The 16218-nt window shown below is 45.8% G+C and carries 17 protein-coding genes and 1 other annotated feature; of the genes, 13 read left to right on the forward strand and 4 right to left on the reverse strand.

Annotated elements, in window-relative coordinates:
* Positions 1-6 precede the first annotated feature (6 nt).
* Positions 7-561 carry a GrpB family protein gene (locus tag QMK20_RS09485; protein ID WP_192511246.1) on the forward strand — a complete coding sequence of 185 codons (555 nt, stop codon included), beginning with the start codon at positions 7-9 and terminating at the stop codon, positions 559-561.
* A gap of 3 nt (positions 562-564) precedes the next feature.
* Here QMK20_RS09485 and QMK20_RS09490 read toward each other — a convergent pair whose 3' ends face one another.
* A complete protein-coding gene (locus tag QMK20_RS09490; RefSeq protein ID WP_283655513.1) occupies positions 565-888 on the reverse strand; it encodes an iron-sulfur cluster biosynthesis family protein in 324 nt (107 codons plus the stop codon).
* Positions 889-961: 73 nt separating this feature from the next.
* Here QMK20_RS09490 and QMK20_RS09495 point away from each other — a divergent pair, with 73 nt between their 5' ends.
* Entirely contained in the window at positions 962-1348 is a 387-nt protein-coding gene (locus QMK20_RS09495; protein WP_283655514.1) for an NUDIX hydrolase, read from the forward strand.
* Positions 1349-1380: 32 nt separating this feature from the next.
* On the opposite strand, the gene QMK20_RS09500 is transcribed toward QMK20_RS09495, so the two are convergent.
* The gene (locus QMK20_RS09500; protein ID WP_283655515.1) at positions 1381-2565 is read right to left on the reverse strand and encodes an aminotransferase class I/II-fold pyridoxal phosphate-dependent enzyme; all 1185 of its coding nucleotides are present in this window, start codon (positions 2563-2565) and stop codon (positions 1381-1383) included.
* Between the two features lie 43 nt (positions 2566-2608).
* Positions 2609-2847, reverse strand: a binding site (T-box leader).
* 192 nt (positions 2848-3039) lie between these two features.
* Here QMK20_RS09500 and QMK20_RS09505 point away from each other — a divergent pair.
* Both QMK20_RS09505 and QMK20_RS09510 read left to right on the forward strand, forming a co-directional pair.
* On the forward strand, positions 3040-3645 hold the full coding sequence (locus QMK20_RS09505; protein ID WP_283655516.1) for a DUF1349 domain-containing protein: 606 nt from the start codon (positions 3040-3042) through the stop codon (positions 3643-3645).
* 81 nt (positions 3646-3726) lie between these two features.
* Positions 3727-4437, forward strand: a complete 711-nt coding sequence (locus QMK20_RS09510; RefSeq protein WP_283655517.1) for a DUF1361 domain-containing protein — start codon at positions 3727-3729, stop codon at positions 4435-4437.
* 57 nt (positions 4438-4494) lie between these two features.
* Here the strand turns inward: QMK20_RS09510 and QMK20_RS09515 are convergent, their stop codons facing one another.
* Positions 4495-5424 (reverse strand): ArsR/SmtB family transcription factor, encoded by a 930-nt coding sequence (locus QMK20_RS09515; protein WP_283655518.1) that lies wholly within the window; start codon positions 5422-5424, stop codon positions 4495-4497.
* A gap of 511 nt (positions 5425-5935) precedes the next feature.
* Here QMK20_RS09515 and QMK20_RS09520 point away from each other — a divergent pair.
* The 9 genes from QMK20_RS09520 to QMK20_RS09560 all read left to right on the forward strand — a co-directional run bounded on the left by QMK20_RS09520 (position 5936) and on the right by QMK20_RS09560 (position 15567).
* On the forward strand, positions 5936-7279 hold the full coding sequence (locus QMK20_RS09520) for an ABC transporter substrate-binding protein (RefSeq protein ID WP_283655519.1): 1344 nt from the start codon (positions 5936-5938) through the stop codon (positions 7277-7279).
* Positions 7280-7370: 91 nt separating this feature from the next.
* On the forward strand, positions 7371-8261 hold the full coding sequence (locus tag QMK20_RS09525) for a carbohydrate ABC transporter permease (protein WP_044646978.1): 891 nt from the start codon (positions 7371-7373) through the stop codon (positions 8259-8261).
* A gap of 27 nt (positions 8262-8288) precedes the next feature.
* Positions 8289-9131 (forward strand): carbohydrate ABC transporter permease, encoded by an 843-nt coding sequence (locus QMK20_RS09530; protein ID WP_044646977.1) that lies wholly within the window; start codon positions 8289-8291, stop codon positions 9129-9131.
* 81 nt (positions 9132-9212) lie between these two features.
* Complete coding sequence (locus tag QMK20_RS09535) at positions 9213-10598, forward strand: arabinan endo-1,5-alpha-L-arabinosidase (protein WP_283655520.1); 1386 nt, start codon at positions 9213-9215, stop codon at positions 10596-10598.
* 41 nt (positions 10599-10639) lie between these two features.
* Entirely contained in the window at positions 10640-11611 is a 972-nt protein-coding gene (locus QMK20_RS09540) for a glycoside hydrolase family 43 protein (protein WP_283655521.1), read from the forward strand.
* Positions 11612-12015: 404 nt separating this feature from the next.
* On the forward strand, positions 12016-14103 hold the full coding sequence (locus tag QMK20_RS09545; protein WP_283655522.1) for a class I SAM-dependent methyltransferase: 2088 nt from the start codon (positions 12016-12018) through the stop codon (positions 14101-14103).
* 382 nt (positions 14104-14485) lie between these two features.
* On the forward strand, positions 14486-14818 hold the full coding sequence (locus tag QMK20_RS09550; RefSeq protein ID WP_283655523.1) for a GrpB family protein: 333 nt from the start codon (positions 14486-14488) through the stop codon (positions 14816-14818).
* Entirely contained in the window at positions 14796-15053 is a 258-nt protein-coding gene (locus QMK20_RS09555; protein ID WP_283655524.1) for a hypothetical protein, read from the forward strand. Before QMK20_RS09550 ends, QMK20_RS09555 begins: the two co-directional genes overlap by 23 nt.
* Before the next feature lie 88 nt (positions 15054-15141).
* Positions 15142-15567: a VOC family protein gene (locus QMK20_RS09560; RefSeq protein WP_283655525.1), complete on the forward strand. Its 426-nt coding sequence runs from the start codon at positions 15142-15144 to the stop codon at positions 15565-15567.
* 69 nt (positions 15568-15636) lie between these two features.
* Here the strand turns inward: QMK20_RS09560 and QMK20_RS09565 are convergent, their stop codons facing one another.
* On the reverse strand, positions 15637-16158 hold the full coding sequence (locus QMK20_RS09565; protein WP_283655526.1) for an ankyrin repeat domain-containing protein: 522 nt from the start codon (positions 16156-16158) through the stop codon (positions 15637-15639).
* Positions 16159-16218: the final 60 nt, after the last annotated feature.

Raw genomic sequence — 16218 nt, forward strand, 5'->3', positions numbered from 1 at the left:
TAAGGTATGCATGAGGAGCAAAATCAGGAACATTGGCCAGTGTGGGCTACGGAGCCTGTAAAAATAGTGAATCCTGATCCTGACTGGTCAGAGCAGGGCTTGCAGGTTATTCACGAGTTGCGGGAGCTGCTACTGCCGTTTAAGGTGACGGAAATGGAGCACATAGGAAGCACGGCAATTCCCAATCTTTCCGCCAAGCCCATTATAGACATTATGGCAAAATTGGAATCCTGGGATAGGCTGGAACAGATTGTATCTGCTTTGCAACCAGCAGGTTGGAGCTATGTTCCGCCTGAGCTGGATGGTCGGGAATGGAGAAGATTTTTGGTTAAAGTGGAACAGGATCAAAGAAAGGGACATCTGCATCTCATGCTGGAACATGAGGAGCATTGGGATCAACAATTGTTGTTTCGGAACCGTCTTCGTGAACGGCCTGAGCTGGTTCAGCAATATGATGCATTAAAAAGGAAGCTGGCGATGGAAAATCAGCATGATCGTGAAGCGTACACGGACGCTAAAACCGATTTTGTGCAAAACGTTCTGGATGCCGGACCATCCTAAAGATTAGGACGGCCGGACATCCCGGGTTTTCACATTGTTACTATAGAAGGTAGAATCGCTGGATAGTTTATAGGAAGGGAACTTCTCGTCTGCATCAAGGCGCATGGATTCCTCAAAATAAATCCCCTGCTGGCCGCTAACGAGAAAAGGCAAGCTGCCCGCCTGTACTTCTATATCGCCGTTGTCGGGTGCGCTGACGCTCTTGAGCACCGTAATACCATCACAGCCGCAGCCCTCTGTGTCGTAAAAAAGCTTGATATAGCCCGGTTGATCGCCGAGAATTTGTGTAAGCCGCTGCTCAGCCAGTGGGCTGATTTGAATGTTCATGGTGTCATTCCGCTCCTTTATGTCGAATAGGTCATTACTGATAAATAAAATCCCGAGGGATTGGCTTGTATTCATGTATAAGCATACGCCGTTCACCCGATTGAAAAATGCATTGGTGTATCGGGCGCAACACAAATTTCTGATTGCTGTGTTGGGCATTTTTACGAATGATGCCGGGGAAGTGCTACTATTAAAGCACGTATACCTGAAGCAGCTGGAAGCCGCACTGCAGCGTGAAGTCAAGGAAGAAACCGGGCTGGAGGTAGAGATCACCTCACTGGCGCGAGCCAGATTTGGCCAGACGCCGAACCGCGTGGATCTTATTTTTACAGGCCGCGTTATTCCCGGTACTTTCCGACCAATCTCCGAAATCTCCGACATTTGTTATTGCCGTGTAGGGGAATGGCCGGAAGGTTTGCCAGCACACCAGAAAAAGCTTATTCAGGAGCTGCTGAAGTAGTTTTCATCCAGTGTTCATATATGAAGGGCTGATTACAGACGTTTCAAGAATACACTGATGCGCTCCAAGGCGATTTCCAGTTGTTCCTGCGACGATGCGTACGAGCAGCGGATAAAGCCCTCGCCGCCCGGTCCGAATGCGGAGCCGGGTACGGTAATGACACCCTCTTCTTCCAGTAACCGCTTGGCAAACTGCTCTGAGCTTAAGCCCGTGTGTGTAATGGATGGAAAAGCGTAGAAGGCACCGTTCGGTTCATGGCACGGCAGTCCTGTCTGACGCAAGCTTTCAACAAACCATTTTCTGCGCAGATTGTACGATTCCATCATGCGGTCTTTTTCCTCCAGCCCATGGCGCAGGGACTCAATAGCGGCAATTTGCCCGATAATAGGAGCGCACATAACGGTATATTGATGGATTTTCAGCATGGCTGAAATCAGCTCCTGCGGGCCGCATACATAGCCGACTCTCCAACCCGTCATCGCAAAGGCTTTGGAAAAGCCGCTGATGAGCAGGGTTCGTTCTTTCATGCCCGGCAAAGCGGCGAAGCTTACATGCTTCTGTCCATAGGTCAGCTCACCATAAATTTCGTCCGAGATCACGACTAGATTATGCTCCTCCACCAAGCGGGCAATCGGTAGCCAATCCTCATAAGTCATCACTCCACCTGTCGGATTGTTCGGATAACAGAGAATAAGCACTTTGGATCGTGGAGTCAGCTTGGCTTTGAGCGCTTCAGCCGTCAGCTTGAACTGCTGATCAGCAGAGGTTTCAACCGTTACGGTATGCCCACCATTCAGAAACGTGATCGGTGAATACGAAATATAGCAGGGAGCCGGAATGAGAATTTCATCGTGTTCCGTAATCAGGGCACGGAGCGCCAAATCCAGCGCTTCACTGCTGCCGATCGTTACCATGATTTCATTTGCCGGATTGTAGGACGTGTTAAAACCTCTCTCCAGATACCCGGCAATCTCCTCACGCAGCTCGGGAAGGCCAGCATTCGGTGTGTACGAGGTCTTGCCATTTTCCAGTGCTGTGATACAAGCCTTTCTGACATGTTGAGGGGTCACAAAGTCCGGTTCGCCAACACCAAGCGAAACGATATCTTTTCTGCCCGTACTATATTCAAAAAACTTACGGATGCCTGAAGGCGGCATTTCCCGTACAGCTGGAATCAAAAAATCGCTTATAGATACTGTGGTCGATACGTTCGTCATATTGATTTCCTCCTTTTTGAAAAACAAAAAAAACCCGCCCCTGTAAAGGGACGAGTTTACACCCGTGTTACCACCCTAGTTTCATTCCATAAGAAATGACACTCTGTTCACGTATCCATCAATACGTGTTCCGGTTAACGCTGGAAAGGCGGCAGAGCTTACTTCAGGTTCAGCCTGCTTCTCGGAGATGGCGTTCAGCTACCCTCGGAATGTTGGCTTTCACCTGCCCCAACTCTCTGCAAATCCGCTGTATAGCTTACTCGTTCTCGTCATTGAAATTTGTTGCCGTATCAAGTTAGGTGTAATTATAAGCACAACATTTCAGGATGGCAAGTCTTTTTTTATAAATTTTAAAGACAGGAGCTTCATCATTGACGACTGGAAGATAACGTATATAGTGGTATCAAGGGGGATTGTCCCCCAAATTTCACTGTGCTATTTGCACTATATTGGCTAGAGAGGGATGGTGTCCATATGAACGTATTTGAACGCTTTAACGGCAAGGTTTTGCCTACGGGATGGGGCTGGATCAACGAACCGACTGTATGGAGATTCGATGAATCCAAGAATTTACAGGTATCTGCACCTTCACAGGCGGATTTCTTTAGAGATCCGTCCGGCGCAGCGATAAAATCGTCTGCACCCTTTTTGCATACAACGCTTCAAGGTGATTTTACAATATGGACGAGGGTTCGTGTCGATATGAAGCAGCCTTATGATTCAGGATGCTTGATGATTATGGCGGATGATACCCATTGGGCCAAGCTATGCTTTGAATATTTTGAAAGCACTCCCTCTATTCTTAGTGTGGTCACACGGGATACATCCGATGATTGTATATCTGGGACGATGGACGTTTCCAATCCGTATTTGCGAGTGGCAAAAGCCGGAAATTGCTTTGCCTTTCATTATTCATCAGACGGGCAGCAATGGAAGTTGGCGAGATATTTTGGCATGGATGTTCCAAACGAGCTAAAGGTTGGGGTCGTTGCACAATCTCCGGTCGGAGAAGGTTGTGATGTTACTTTTGATGCCTTGACTGTGGAGAATCACGTAACCGGGGACATACGAACTGTGTAATAAACGGAGTGAGCATTTCTATAAACAAGTATGCCAGCCTGACGTATATACGTATATTCAGGCAGGGGGCTGGACAAGGGTTTGTTGTTTAAAGGAAAGAGATATAAGCTGCCCGGCTTATTGGGTGTACTGCTTGTAGCTACGTTGGGATGTTATGGGCTTATTATGTATGTGCAGTCCACAAGTGGGACGAAAATGTATCAATTTTTGTACTGGGATATATTTCTGGCATGGATTCCAGTCTTGATTTCTCTGGGAATGCTCGCCTTATCCAGGCTGGGAAACATAAAAGTGAGAAGGCTTTTTTTATTAATTGCCGGAGTCGTATGGCTGTTTTTTCTGCCGAATGCGCTGTATTTGCTGACTGAATTACTGCATGCATTCCGTTTTTATGATGTGAATCCTGACTCGCGTTTTTGGCTGAATACTCAATTTTGGTTGATCTTATTTACGTCTTTTTCGGCAGCAGGGATTGGTCTTTTTCTTACTTCCATTTGTATATTTACGATCCACCGTATGCTGCAAGAGGTTTGTTCCAGCTGGCTTGCGTGGGCTATCGTTTTTATGTTCCTGTGGCTGTCCAGTGTAGGTGTCTATATCGGCAGATTTGCTCGCTGGAATAGCTGGGATGTGGCGTTGCAACCCATGGTGATCGTGATGAATGTTTGGAAATGGGTGGTACATGCCGGAGCAAGGCTTCATTTGTTGTCTTTTAGCTGGCTGGTGTTTGGAATCGCGGTCATTTTTTATCTGTTGATCTATATCTCTTTAAGTGAGGAGAAGCACGCTTAGGCCGAGGATACGTATTCCATGAATACGGGCTTCGGCCTTTTTACATATGGGAAGCCATCAGCTATAGTTGGCCTCCCCGTGTTCTTCATAAAGCACACGCACCAGCAGATCCTGACTGAAATTGCCGAATCTTTTGCCGAAAATGGTGAGACCCCCTTTGTTCTCCGACTGATCGGATACGGATAAGCGTAGTGTAATATCGCTTTTATAGTTAAGCCCAATATCGTCTATTGTGACTTCTGATATACGGCACCCGTCAATGAAGCTTCCATGTTGATTGATGCGAATTAATTTGAGCATGCCATATTGATTCAAATGCGGTGGCCACCAATCGGGATTCAGAACCCCCGGTACTTCTCCAAAATCTCCGGCGCTAGTCCAGTGACCAATCGGGATGCCGTTGACATGAAAACAAATGTCGGAAGGATATACCTCACAATAACCCGGTGCTTCTGAGCCCAGCTCTGCGGAAAATTGAATTTCGGTAAAGGATTGATTCTCTTTCAGATAGTTGGGAATCCGATATTCCAGAAAACCATCTGCCATCCAGATCATTTCCGAGTCCAGCCGCCCGGGATCTGCAAAATAGCGGGGATCATCAAAATCACCAATAATGCTGTCTCTGGTCACCAAGCCACAGGTAGGTACTGCCTGGTAATTACTATAATGACCGATGCGAATTTCAACCTCGTACACATTTTTCTGCTCTCTGCTACGCAAGTCCACCATCAGTTTTTCCTTGTTCAGATAGCACATTTTTCGGGTACCATGCTTGCCGCTTACTGTATTGATCTCGACAAGGCCACATTCCTCCAGCTTACGAATATGCATCGTAATCGTACCGTTGCTCAGATCAAGCCTGTTAGCGATGTCATTCATACTTTGTCCTTGATGGGCGGCGAGCAATTCCAAAATTTGAATGCGTATTTCCGAGCCGAGCGCTTTGAAAATGTCTAGCCCTGACATTAAGTCCTTAATATAAATCATAGCTATAGACCTTCCTTATCTATAAAAAATGTAATGTAAGCGCTTATATATTTGTTTTGATTTATGTTAAAATAAAATCAGAAAGAAGTAAACCGCTTTGCTGTAAATTATTTTTACAAAAATAAAAAGGGGAGTGAAACGAAACTCAGAATTGATTTTTCACCTAAATAAAATCGCATTTAAGTTTATTTACTCTAAATTCTTCAATAAAATAACTTAAATACGATTTTATTTCGTTTTTCATGCTATTTAATTCTATACTTTATATTTATTTAAAAAAGATTTATAAATGCATTGACGAACTGTAGAATGCCGTGCTATATTTTGTTTGTAAACGAATTCATTATTGATAAAGTAAAATGTTAATTATATGGCACATGAGAGGGATGATGATCACAGGCTGGAGTGAACAGCAGATGATGTACCGTACAGATGAATATAGGCCAAGTGGTATAAGTTTATTTCAACACTATATGTATGCGGTTTCATTTCAATTCTAGGAGGGGTCGCGTTGATAAAGAAAAAAGGTTTTGCAATGACAATGGTTGTGCTGTTGTTGATGGTTGCTGCACTGGCTGGCTGTAGTGGAGGAAGCTCCAGTAGTGATGGAAGCAAGGAGCTGACGTTCATGTTCCGTGGTGGTACGGATGAGCAGAAGGCTTATAAGGAAGTTATCAAGAAATTTGAAGAGGAACATCCTGGCGTGAAGGTTAAAATGGTCGTGACGGCAGCAGATCAATATGCTACAAAGCTTAGAGCTGCGATTACAGGAAATAATCTTCCAGATATCTTTTATTTTGCCCCTGGAGATTTGAAAGCTTATGTAAATAGTGGGGTGCTGAAGGATCTTACACCTTACATTGAGAAGAACAAGGATATAAAGCTGGATAACATTTGGAAATACGGTGTGGATTTGTATCGATATGACGGTAAAATGGCTGGCCAAGGAAATATTTACGGTATGCCAAAGGACTTGGGTCCATTCGCCTTGGGTTATAACAAAACCATGTTTGAAAAAGCAGGCGTTCCGTTACCTGATAAAGACAAACCGTATACATGGGATGAGTTTATCAAGGTCAGCCAAGAGCTGACAAAAGATACGAATGGTGATGGCAAACCGGATCAGTATGGTACAGGTTTTAACGTTCAGTGGGCATTGCAAGCCTTCGTATGGAGCAATGGTGCGGATTGGTTGGATGAGAGCAAAACGAAAGTAACGATTGATGATCCTAAATTTGCGGAAGCGCTTCAATACTTTGCTGATATGCAAAACAAATATAAGATTACGCCTGGTATTGAACAGTCACAAACACTGGACACCTATCAACGCTGGATGAAGGGCGAAATGGCATTCTTCCCGGTAGGTCCTTGGGATATGAGTACATTTGAAAAACTGCCATTTGAATATGATCTGTTGCCATTCCCGGCAGGATCGACTGGCAAATCGGCAACATGGATTGGTTCTCTGGGTATTGGTGTTTCCTCTAAAACAAAGTACCCGGATGAAGCTGTAGAACTGGTCAACTATCTGACGACTTCCAAAGAAGGAATGAAGCAGCTTGTAGATGCCAAGGTACAAATTCCGAATCTGTTAGATATGGCAGATGAGTGGTCCAAAGATACGAAAACCAAGCCTAACAATAAACAGGAATTCATTGATATTGTGAATGACTATGGACGCTCATTACCAGGCAACTATACGTATAACGCAGAATGGTACGATATTTTCTTCACCGATATTCAGCCTGTGCTGGACGGAAAAATTACGGCAGCGGATTATGTGAAGCAGGAGCAACCGAAGATGCAGAAACTGCTGGATAAAGCGGTGGAGCAAGAGAAAAAATCACAGAAATAGTACGTAAATAGCGGATAGAGGATGATGTTAGTGGCTGATATCATGCTGCTGGCATCATCTTCATTCCAAATTAGAAACAGAGGTGAGCCCTGTGATAACCAAATCTAATCTCTATCGCAAAGAGAAAATATATGGATATTTATTTATCCTTCCTCCTATTCTCGGTTTGCTAATCTTTACGTTGTTCCCGTTTGTCTATTCGTTATACGGCTCTTTTACAGACTGGGACGGATTGGGACAAATGAACTTTATTGGTCTCGATAATTTTAAAGATTTATTTACCGATGAACTCTTTTACAAATCGATGTACAATACTCTTTTCTTAATGCTGGGTATTCCAATCGGTCTTTTGTTAGCTTTGCTGCTGGCACTGGGGTTGAATCGCAAGATTCCGGGCACGACAACGTTTCGTGTGATCTACTATATTCCGGTTATTTCTTCTTTGGCTGCTGTTTCTATTATGTGGAACTGGGCATACAACGGAGACTACGGTCTGGTGAACCAATTCCTCGAATTGTTCGGTATTAAAGGTCCCAATTGGCTGATGGATAAGGATACGGTTAAGCCTGCCTTGATCCTTATGACGGTCTGGAAGGGTCTTGGCTACACGATGTTACTGTATTTGGCAGCCCTGCAAAGTGTATCTCGCTCTTACTATGAAGCAGCAGAGCTGGATGGAGCTAGCGGATTCCAAATGTTCCGCAACATTACATGGCCAATGGTGAAACCAGTGACCTTTTTCCTGGTCGTAACCAATATCATTGGCGGTTCACAAATCTTTACTGAAATGAACATTATGACTCCTACAGGGGGACCGGAATACTCATCCGCCTCAATCGTCTTCTATATTTGGGATAAGGCATTTAAAAACCTGCAAATGGGATATGCCTCCGCGATGGCTATGATTCTTGGCATCTTCATTTTTATCGTAACTTTGATTCAATTCAAAATGAATGAAAAATCGTCCTTTGATGGGGATTGATTTTCGCGGAAAGGAGTGAGTCTGATTATGTCCCATAGTCAAAGAACGAAAGTTACCAATATCATTATTTTTATTGCACTGGCGATTGGAGCGATTGCGATGATCGCGCCGCTGCTGTGGATGCTGTCCACTTCGGTGAAAGAAAAGCAGGATGTCTTTGCTCTTCCACCGGTATGGATACCAGAGGTGTTCCAGTTTAGCAAGTACAAGGAAATCTGGGAAGCGGGACCTTTGTTAAGCGGGATCAAGAACAGCGTGATTGTGGCTGTAAGTGTTACCGTTGTGGGTACCTTTACATCCAGTGTGGCTGCTTTTGCATTTGCAAAGCTGAGATTCCCTCATAAAAATAAACTGTTTCTTTTACTCATCGCATCGATGATGATTCCATACCCAACGGTTATGATTCCACAGTTTATGATGTTTTCCAAGCTCGGTTGGGTAGATACACTCTTGCCTCTGATCGTTCCAGGTTTGTTCGGGAATGTGGTTATGATCTTTTTCCTGCGGCAGTATTTGCTCAGTGTACCGGATGCCATTATCGAAGCAGCTAAAATTGACGGAAGCTCTTATTTCCGACTGTATTCGTCCATTACATTCCCGCTTATTAAGCCAGCAGTAGCGGCACAGCTTATTTTATGGTTCATGGGAATTTGGAACGATTATTTGGCACCGATTATTTACTTGAATTCACCGGAAACGCAGACGTTGCAGTTGGTCATAGCGAACTTTAATGCGACCTATGCCATTCAGACGGATTATCCGCTCATTATGGCAGCTTCCATAGTCGCTTTGTTACCTGTGCTGATTATATTCCTGATCTTCCAGAAACAGATTATTGAGTCGGTTGCTATTTCCGGTGTCAAAGGTTAAGTGTAGCCACTGGAGGGCACGGATGAATGATGCAAGGCAATCACAATATGTAATGGTAAAGGAAGGAGGAGAATAACAGTTATGGTGATGCTGCTTATGCTGGGCCTATCCGGCTGTGGGGATAATACCCCGGACCCTGTGTATCCGCAGGCTCCGCCTCCCGATCACTTGTATGATCAAAGTACGATAAATGATGAGCAGCGCTGGACGATTAATAATGCGCATGATCCTGCGATTATCAAAACAGATCAGGGCTATTATGTATATTCCACGGATGTAAAGGCAGGTGGAGAGCTGAGACCGGGGGTCATGGTACGTAAATCGACCGACCTGATTCACTGGAACTGGGTGCAGTATGCACTGCCCGGCATTCCAAAGGAAGCGGGGGCATGGTCATCAGCAACCAATCTGTGGGCACCGGACGTTATTAAAATGGGTGATGCCTATCGGATGTATTATTCAGCCTCCACCTTCGGTAGCACACGGTCAGCAATCGGATTGCAGACATCCAGCTCGCCGGAAGGCCCGTGGAAGGATGAAGGGCTGGTCGTTAAAACGAAGGAGCATGATAAGCTGAATGCGATTGATGCCAATCCGGTGCTGGATGCGGAGGGGAATCCGTGGATGGTGTACGGCTCGTTTTTTGGAGGCATTTATATTACGCCACTTGATCCCCAGACTGGAAAGCTGAAGGAGTCCGGCTACGGCAAAAATATTGCCGCCAGAGATCGGGCAACAGAGGACGGTGCTGTGGAAGGGCCGTACATTGTGTACAATCCCGCATTCCGCAAATATTACTTGTTTGTCTCATATGATTCTTTGTTCGAGGACTACAATGTACGCGTTGCCCGCTCGGATTCGATCACAGGGCCGTATGTGGATATCAATGGACATGATATGGCAGATACCAGCTACTTGCCCCAATATGAGATCGGGAACAAGGTATTGGGTGGTTATCGGTTCAGCGAAGGAGAAGGCTGGGTTGCGCCAGGTCACAATTCCGTTCTGAAGGACGGAGAGGATTATTATATCGTGCATCATGCACGGGGAGAAACGGATAAGAGCTGGCCGTATCTGCATGTACGCAAAATATTATGGACCGTTGAGGGCTGGCCTGTCGTATCGCCGGAACGGTATGCGGGCGAGCAGGAGCAGGATATACCTAAAAGATTATTACCCGGCAGTTGGGAACGCATCGTGATGAAGCAGGAAGTGGACGGTCAAGTGGAAGCTGAACCGCTTCGGCTGGAAGATGGAGGTCGGGCAATCAGCGGAACGCTTGAAGGCCAGTGGAGCTTTGACGGCAAGCGTACTTTAACACTGGATTGGAGCGATACATCCGAAAGGACCAAGGAACAACTGCTATTGCTTCCTTCATGGGACTGGGAGCTGGGTCGCCAAACTTTAATTTTTACGGGTATGGACGACAAGGGAGTTTCCATTTGGGGTAAGCGTATCGGCGGTTAATTGTATGAACTTACATACTACACATAGAGGAGAGAAGAACCATGAATCAATCTGTATCTTTTATTAATCCGGTCATTGAGCAACGGGCAGACCCTTGGATTTACAAGCATAGTGACGGATACTATTACTTTACCGGATCTGTCCCGGAGTATGACCGCATTGAGGTTCGGCGGGCACATACCATTCAGGGCTTGAATACAGCAGAGCCTGTTGCCGTGTGGCACAAATATGAAACAGGCCCGTTAAGCGCCAACATTTGGGCACCGGAAATTCATTTTATTGATGGCAAATGGTACATTTATTTTGCAGCAGCTCGCACCACAGAAACGAAGGAAGGTTTGTTCGACCACCGGATGTTCGTGCTGGAAAATGATTCAGCTAACCCTCTGGAAGGAGAATGGGTGGAAAAGGGGCAGATTAAAACCCGTTGGGAAACGTTCGCGCTGGATGCCACAACCTTCCAGCATCATGGAGTTCTGTATTATGTGTGGGCCCAGAAGGACCCGGACATCGTCGGTAATTCCAATCTGTACATTTCTGAAATGAGCAATCCGTGGACGCTACGCGGTGAGCAGGTGATGATCACTACCCCTGAATATGATTGGGAAGTCATCGGTTTTAAGGTGAATGAAGGAGCGGCAGTTCTGAAACGAAACGGACGAATCTTTATCAGCTATTCAGCCAGCGCCACAGACTATAATTATTGCATGGGGCTGCTGACAGCGGACGAGAATGCAGACTTGCTCGACCCGAAATCATGGACGAAATCGCCTGAGCCGGTATTCTGCACGAATGAGGAAACGGGCCAATTTGGACCCGGTCATAACAGCTTTACGGTTGGGGCTGACGGTAATGACGTCATCGTGTATCATGCACGGAATTACAAGGAGATTACGGGTGACCCGTTGTATGACCCGAATCGCCATACACGTGTTCAGCCGTTGAACTGGCATGAGGACGGGACGCCTGATTTTGGCATTCCTGTACCGGATGGAGTTCCTGCTGGTAAATAAGCGATACGAATGTTGTAGATGGTTCATGTGTTGCACAGCAATACTGTAGCTTTCTAAATAGAGTAGGAATTATAATTTACTACGCATAACAAGAGGAATAAGATATCCCCTGAGCTTTAGGCCGGGGGATATTTTTTTATTTCGGGAAAGCAAGGGTGATTTTTTTAAACTGTATATGGAAGTAAGCAGGCTGGCCGTAATTCCTTATGTTGGAGTTACGGCCATTTGTTTTGTAGGAGAAAGGTATGCCAAGCATCTGATTTGATAAAAATGTTTAATATTTTCCACGGGATGGAAGCTGCAAATGTATGGTAAAGTGTAGTTTATACAAGAATTTTTTATCCTAAAGTTTTTTTCCAAAGTCTCATGTGCATACCGAATCCGAATCACACGAGGTGAGAAAAATGCTGCAATCATTAAAAGCCATTGCTAATTATCGGAAAGAAAATGATCTGGCCTGGGATACGCCGACTTGGCTGAAACTACTCGTTTCGGCTGAGGAGCGTATTGTGAATCTGGAACGCATCCACTCCATAGGGGAGTTAAAGGATGCTAATCCCGTACTGGATTATGTGGAGCATACGTTGCATATTTTGGACGGGCTTCCGCTGTCTTTCTGGATTAAGGAGCTGCTAGAAGACGTGCTGGTTTGGTCTGAGACGGCCAAAGGAGGCACAGTTCGCGAACGGCTGCGCTGGCAGCAGGAGGGCATCAATTTATTTGTGCATAATATCGGTTCCGCCCAACTGTACGTCAGACAGGCTCAAGCGGAGAAACCGGTGTTTCCCCGCAATACTATGACTCGGATTCTGATTGAGACGCATGGATTAATCGGACAGTATATACGGGGTGAAATTCCTTTTGCGGAAAATCGGGCGCTGCTGGAAATGACCCGTAAGGGCTGGTTAAGCCACGAGGAACTGGAGCTTGCCTTGCGGGCGCTGAACGAGTGCATTATCGCCGGGGTAGACCCTGCATTATGGGAGCAGGTACGGAGTGAAGTGGAGCAACTGATTGGCTGGATCGCATGGGATAACGCGCCTGTGGCCTGGAGTGTAAAGGAACGACTGGAGAGATTACGGTCGGTTTCTATTCATGAAGGGGAGCCCTTCGAGCAGGCCTACGCCGAGCTGGAGCGCGAGTTGAATGTAGATAAGGCGCTGGCTCCGTTGGAGAATCGGACGCTTTGGTATGTGGAGTCGGCTTTACAGGATTTTTCGCTTCAGGAGCTGGTGAAGGTGTTTTTGCTCACGTTACGGGATGGTACGGGACAGGAATTGCCTGCAACGGTGCGTCATATCAGCTTTGAATCGCTCATGAACACCATGCATTATGACTATCGCGGCATCAAGAAAATTAACGTTTATAAAAAACGGATGATTGAAAAATATTTACACGCGCTATCCTGGCAGGATATCTTGAAAGGAAAACGGAAGCATAATCCTCATTTGAATGTGATTGTGGAGCATAAAGAGGAACTGCCGAGTACCGTATTTTTCAATTTTCATTTTTCATCTGCGGCTGAGAAGCTGATCGACTTTTGCATCGAGGCGGAAAAAACGCCTTTGTATGACAAAGCTATATTACTACTGTTTGACCTGTTCGGTTTGCGCCGTGATGCTTATGATCGTTTTCATAATGAGGAAACATACCTTACGGATATGAACCAAACCGTAGATTACAAAAAGGTCATTCTAGATTACGTGACGGGAACTCGTGTACTAGATATCGGACCGGGCGGGGGTGTGCTGCTGGACCTGATTGAACAGGAGATACCGGACGCGAAGCCGTTGGGACTTGATATTTCTGTGAATGTTATTGAGGCGCTCAAACGTAAAAAGCAATTGGAGGGCCACCGTTGGAATGTGATTAAAGGAGATGCTCTCCAACTGGAGGAATTTATAGAGCCGGGGAGCATGGATACGGTTATTTTTTCTTCCATTCTCCACGAGCTGTATTCTTACATTGAACGGGATGGAGCCCGGTTCAATCTGCATACGGTGGAGGCTGCTTTGCAAAGCGCCTATCATGTGCTGGCACCGGGCGGACGTATCATTATCCGTGACGGCATTATGACTGAACCAGCAGAACAGCGTAGACGAATCCGATTCCTGGAGCCGGACGGAATGGAATGGTTGCTGCGATATGCCGAAGATTTTGCAGGTCGCCACATTGAAGTTGAGCGTGTGAGTGAGCATGAGGCAATCTTGCCTGTGAACGATGCGATGGAATTTCTGTACACCTACACGTGGGGAGCGGAAGCCTATGTGCATGAAGTGCAGGAGCAGTTTGGGTATTTTACCCCTTCACAGTATGAAGAGTGTATTCGTCGCACGCTTGGATCGCAGGCTATAATCCGGGAGAGCCGTCACTATTTGCAGGAGGGATATGCGGAAGCGCTTGCCGGGCGTATTGAATTGACCGATGAGCAGGGTCAGCCTGTTTCTCTGCCAGATAGCACCTGTCTGATTGTGATTGAGAAGCCGCAATAGAGTGGTTAGTATGCTTTGTTTTGTTATCGAGTGAGACTGATAAAATGTAAGAAAGCCTTCTGATTTGCGTCTAACGCGGTCAGAAGGCTTTTTTACACTTTAGTAGACAATTGATTCATTTGTAAAAGAAACAGACATTCTGTCTGCTCGTTCACAAGTTACTTCCGATTTAATGTACCATAATTATGGAAAAAAGTGATTTTGAAAATGATATACTAAGAGGGAACATTCTATGAATATTCGGTATACCTTTTTTTGCTACCAATGAAGGGAGGCGTGTTCGTGATGTCCTCGCATGTGGAGATATCGCAATATGACCCGCAGTGGGTAAAAGAGTGCGTGTGAGCGGACAAAAATCGCAGAGACTCTCGGAGATATAAGTATGGGCATAGAGCATATTGGGAGCACATCCGTTTCTGGCCTTGGAGCCAAGGCGATTATTGATATTATGGTTGGGGTAGAAGATTTGGCGCAGCAGTTCAAATATGATCGTCAAGCGTATACCGAGGCCAAAGGGTCCTTCATTCGGCAGGTGATTCAGCAGGCGAAGCTTAGGAAGGATGAAAAATATGATGCTGGATACACAAGTAACGCCGGATGGTTTAAAAGAACGAATGATGCTGTTATCGGCGCTGGAAAAGGAGGACGTTACCTTTTGTATGTGGAGGGAAGCTGGAGATACGGCATGGCGTATGGGCAACGTGAACATTCCTGAGGCGTATGATGATGGCTCATCCTTTTTGCTGGGGAAAATTATAGATACACCGGAGGAATATCAGAAATGGGCTGAAAGTTACTATGACCTGCCGATTTCTCTGGAGATTGTAAGCCGGATTTTCAATGGTGTTCCGATTCATGCACAGATGATCTCTACGCTGCATCCTCAGCGCGACCTGACGGAAGCGATGAAAGAACTGGAGCAGCTTGGCATATCGGTAGAAGAAAGATAACAAACAACTCTGTTTATCTTAACACTTTTTGCATATAATACAGGAGAAATGACAGGATAGCTTTAAAAATGAAGGAGTTGTGTTGAAAATGTCAAAACGTTTGATTCCTTACATCACGATGGATGGAAATGCAAAAGAAGCAATCGAATTTTATGAAAAGGCATTGGATGCCCAACTGCTTTTTATCCAAACCTTCGGTGAAATGCCTGAAAACCCTGATTTTCCCATTCCCGCAGAGGTCAAGGAACGTGTGGGACATGCCACCCTCAAAGTTGGTGAGACAGAGCTTATGTTTTCCGACACCTTTCCTGGCTCGCCGTTCAGCAGCGGGAATCAGGTGAGCATCTGTATTACAACCGACAGTGTGGAGCAATCCCAAAAAATGTTTGACGCTCTACAGCAAGGAGGACAGGTGGGGATGGCCTTGCAAGAAACCCATTTTAGTCCTGCTTATGGGAATGTAACGGACAAGTTTGGTATCACCTTTCAAATTTTCACGGAGGCTCGGTCTTAAACAATGGAAAACGGCCCGATTTCGCTACCTTGGTGATCTGGCCGTTTTGTTTTATGCATGAATCCTCGTTCAAGAGGTTGCTCCATGCTGGCGAAGGTATTCTGCAACGTTCTGGTGGCCTTGCTGAACAGCAAGAGACAGTGCGGTTTCTCCATCGGTTCCCTTGGCATTTACATCAGCGCCGTGCTCCATTAACAGACGAATGATTTCCGGTTGATTATCATGATATGCAGCGGTATGCAGGCAAGTATGACCATCGCTATCCTGGATGTGGGTCCGGGCTTGGTGGGACAAAAGGAGACGGATTACATCCGTATTTCTCTCTCCGACAATTGCAGCATGAAGGGCGGTGTTGGAAAGGATGAAAGAAACTTTGGAGTGAGAGATTGCATTAATGCCCGCTCCATGATCCAGAAGGACCTGCACGGCATCAGCATGACCGTAATGTGCTGCAAATCCCAATAGTGTAAGTCCATCGCTATTTTCAGTGTCGGTCAGGCTTGGGTAGGATTCCAGCAACTCCTTTAACCGTAGAGCATCCCCTGATTGTGCCGCCTGAAATGCCTCATTAATGACGTGAATAAGTTCCATTCATTGGGCCTCCTTATCAATCATAGCACTATGCTTTTATTTGAAAATCAAATATGCACT

The sequence above is a fragment of the Paenibacillus sp. RC334 genome (assembly GCF_030034735.1).
In the GTDB taxonomy this organism is placed as follows: domain Bacteria; phylum Bacillota; class Bacilli; order Paenibacillales; family Paenibacillaceae; genus Paenibacillus; species Paenibacillus terrae_A.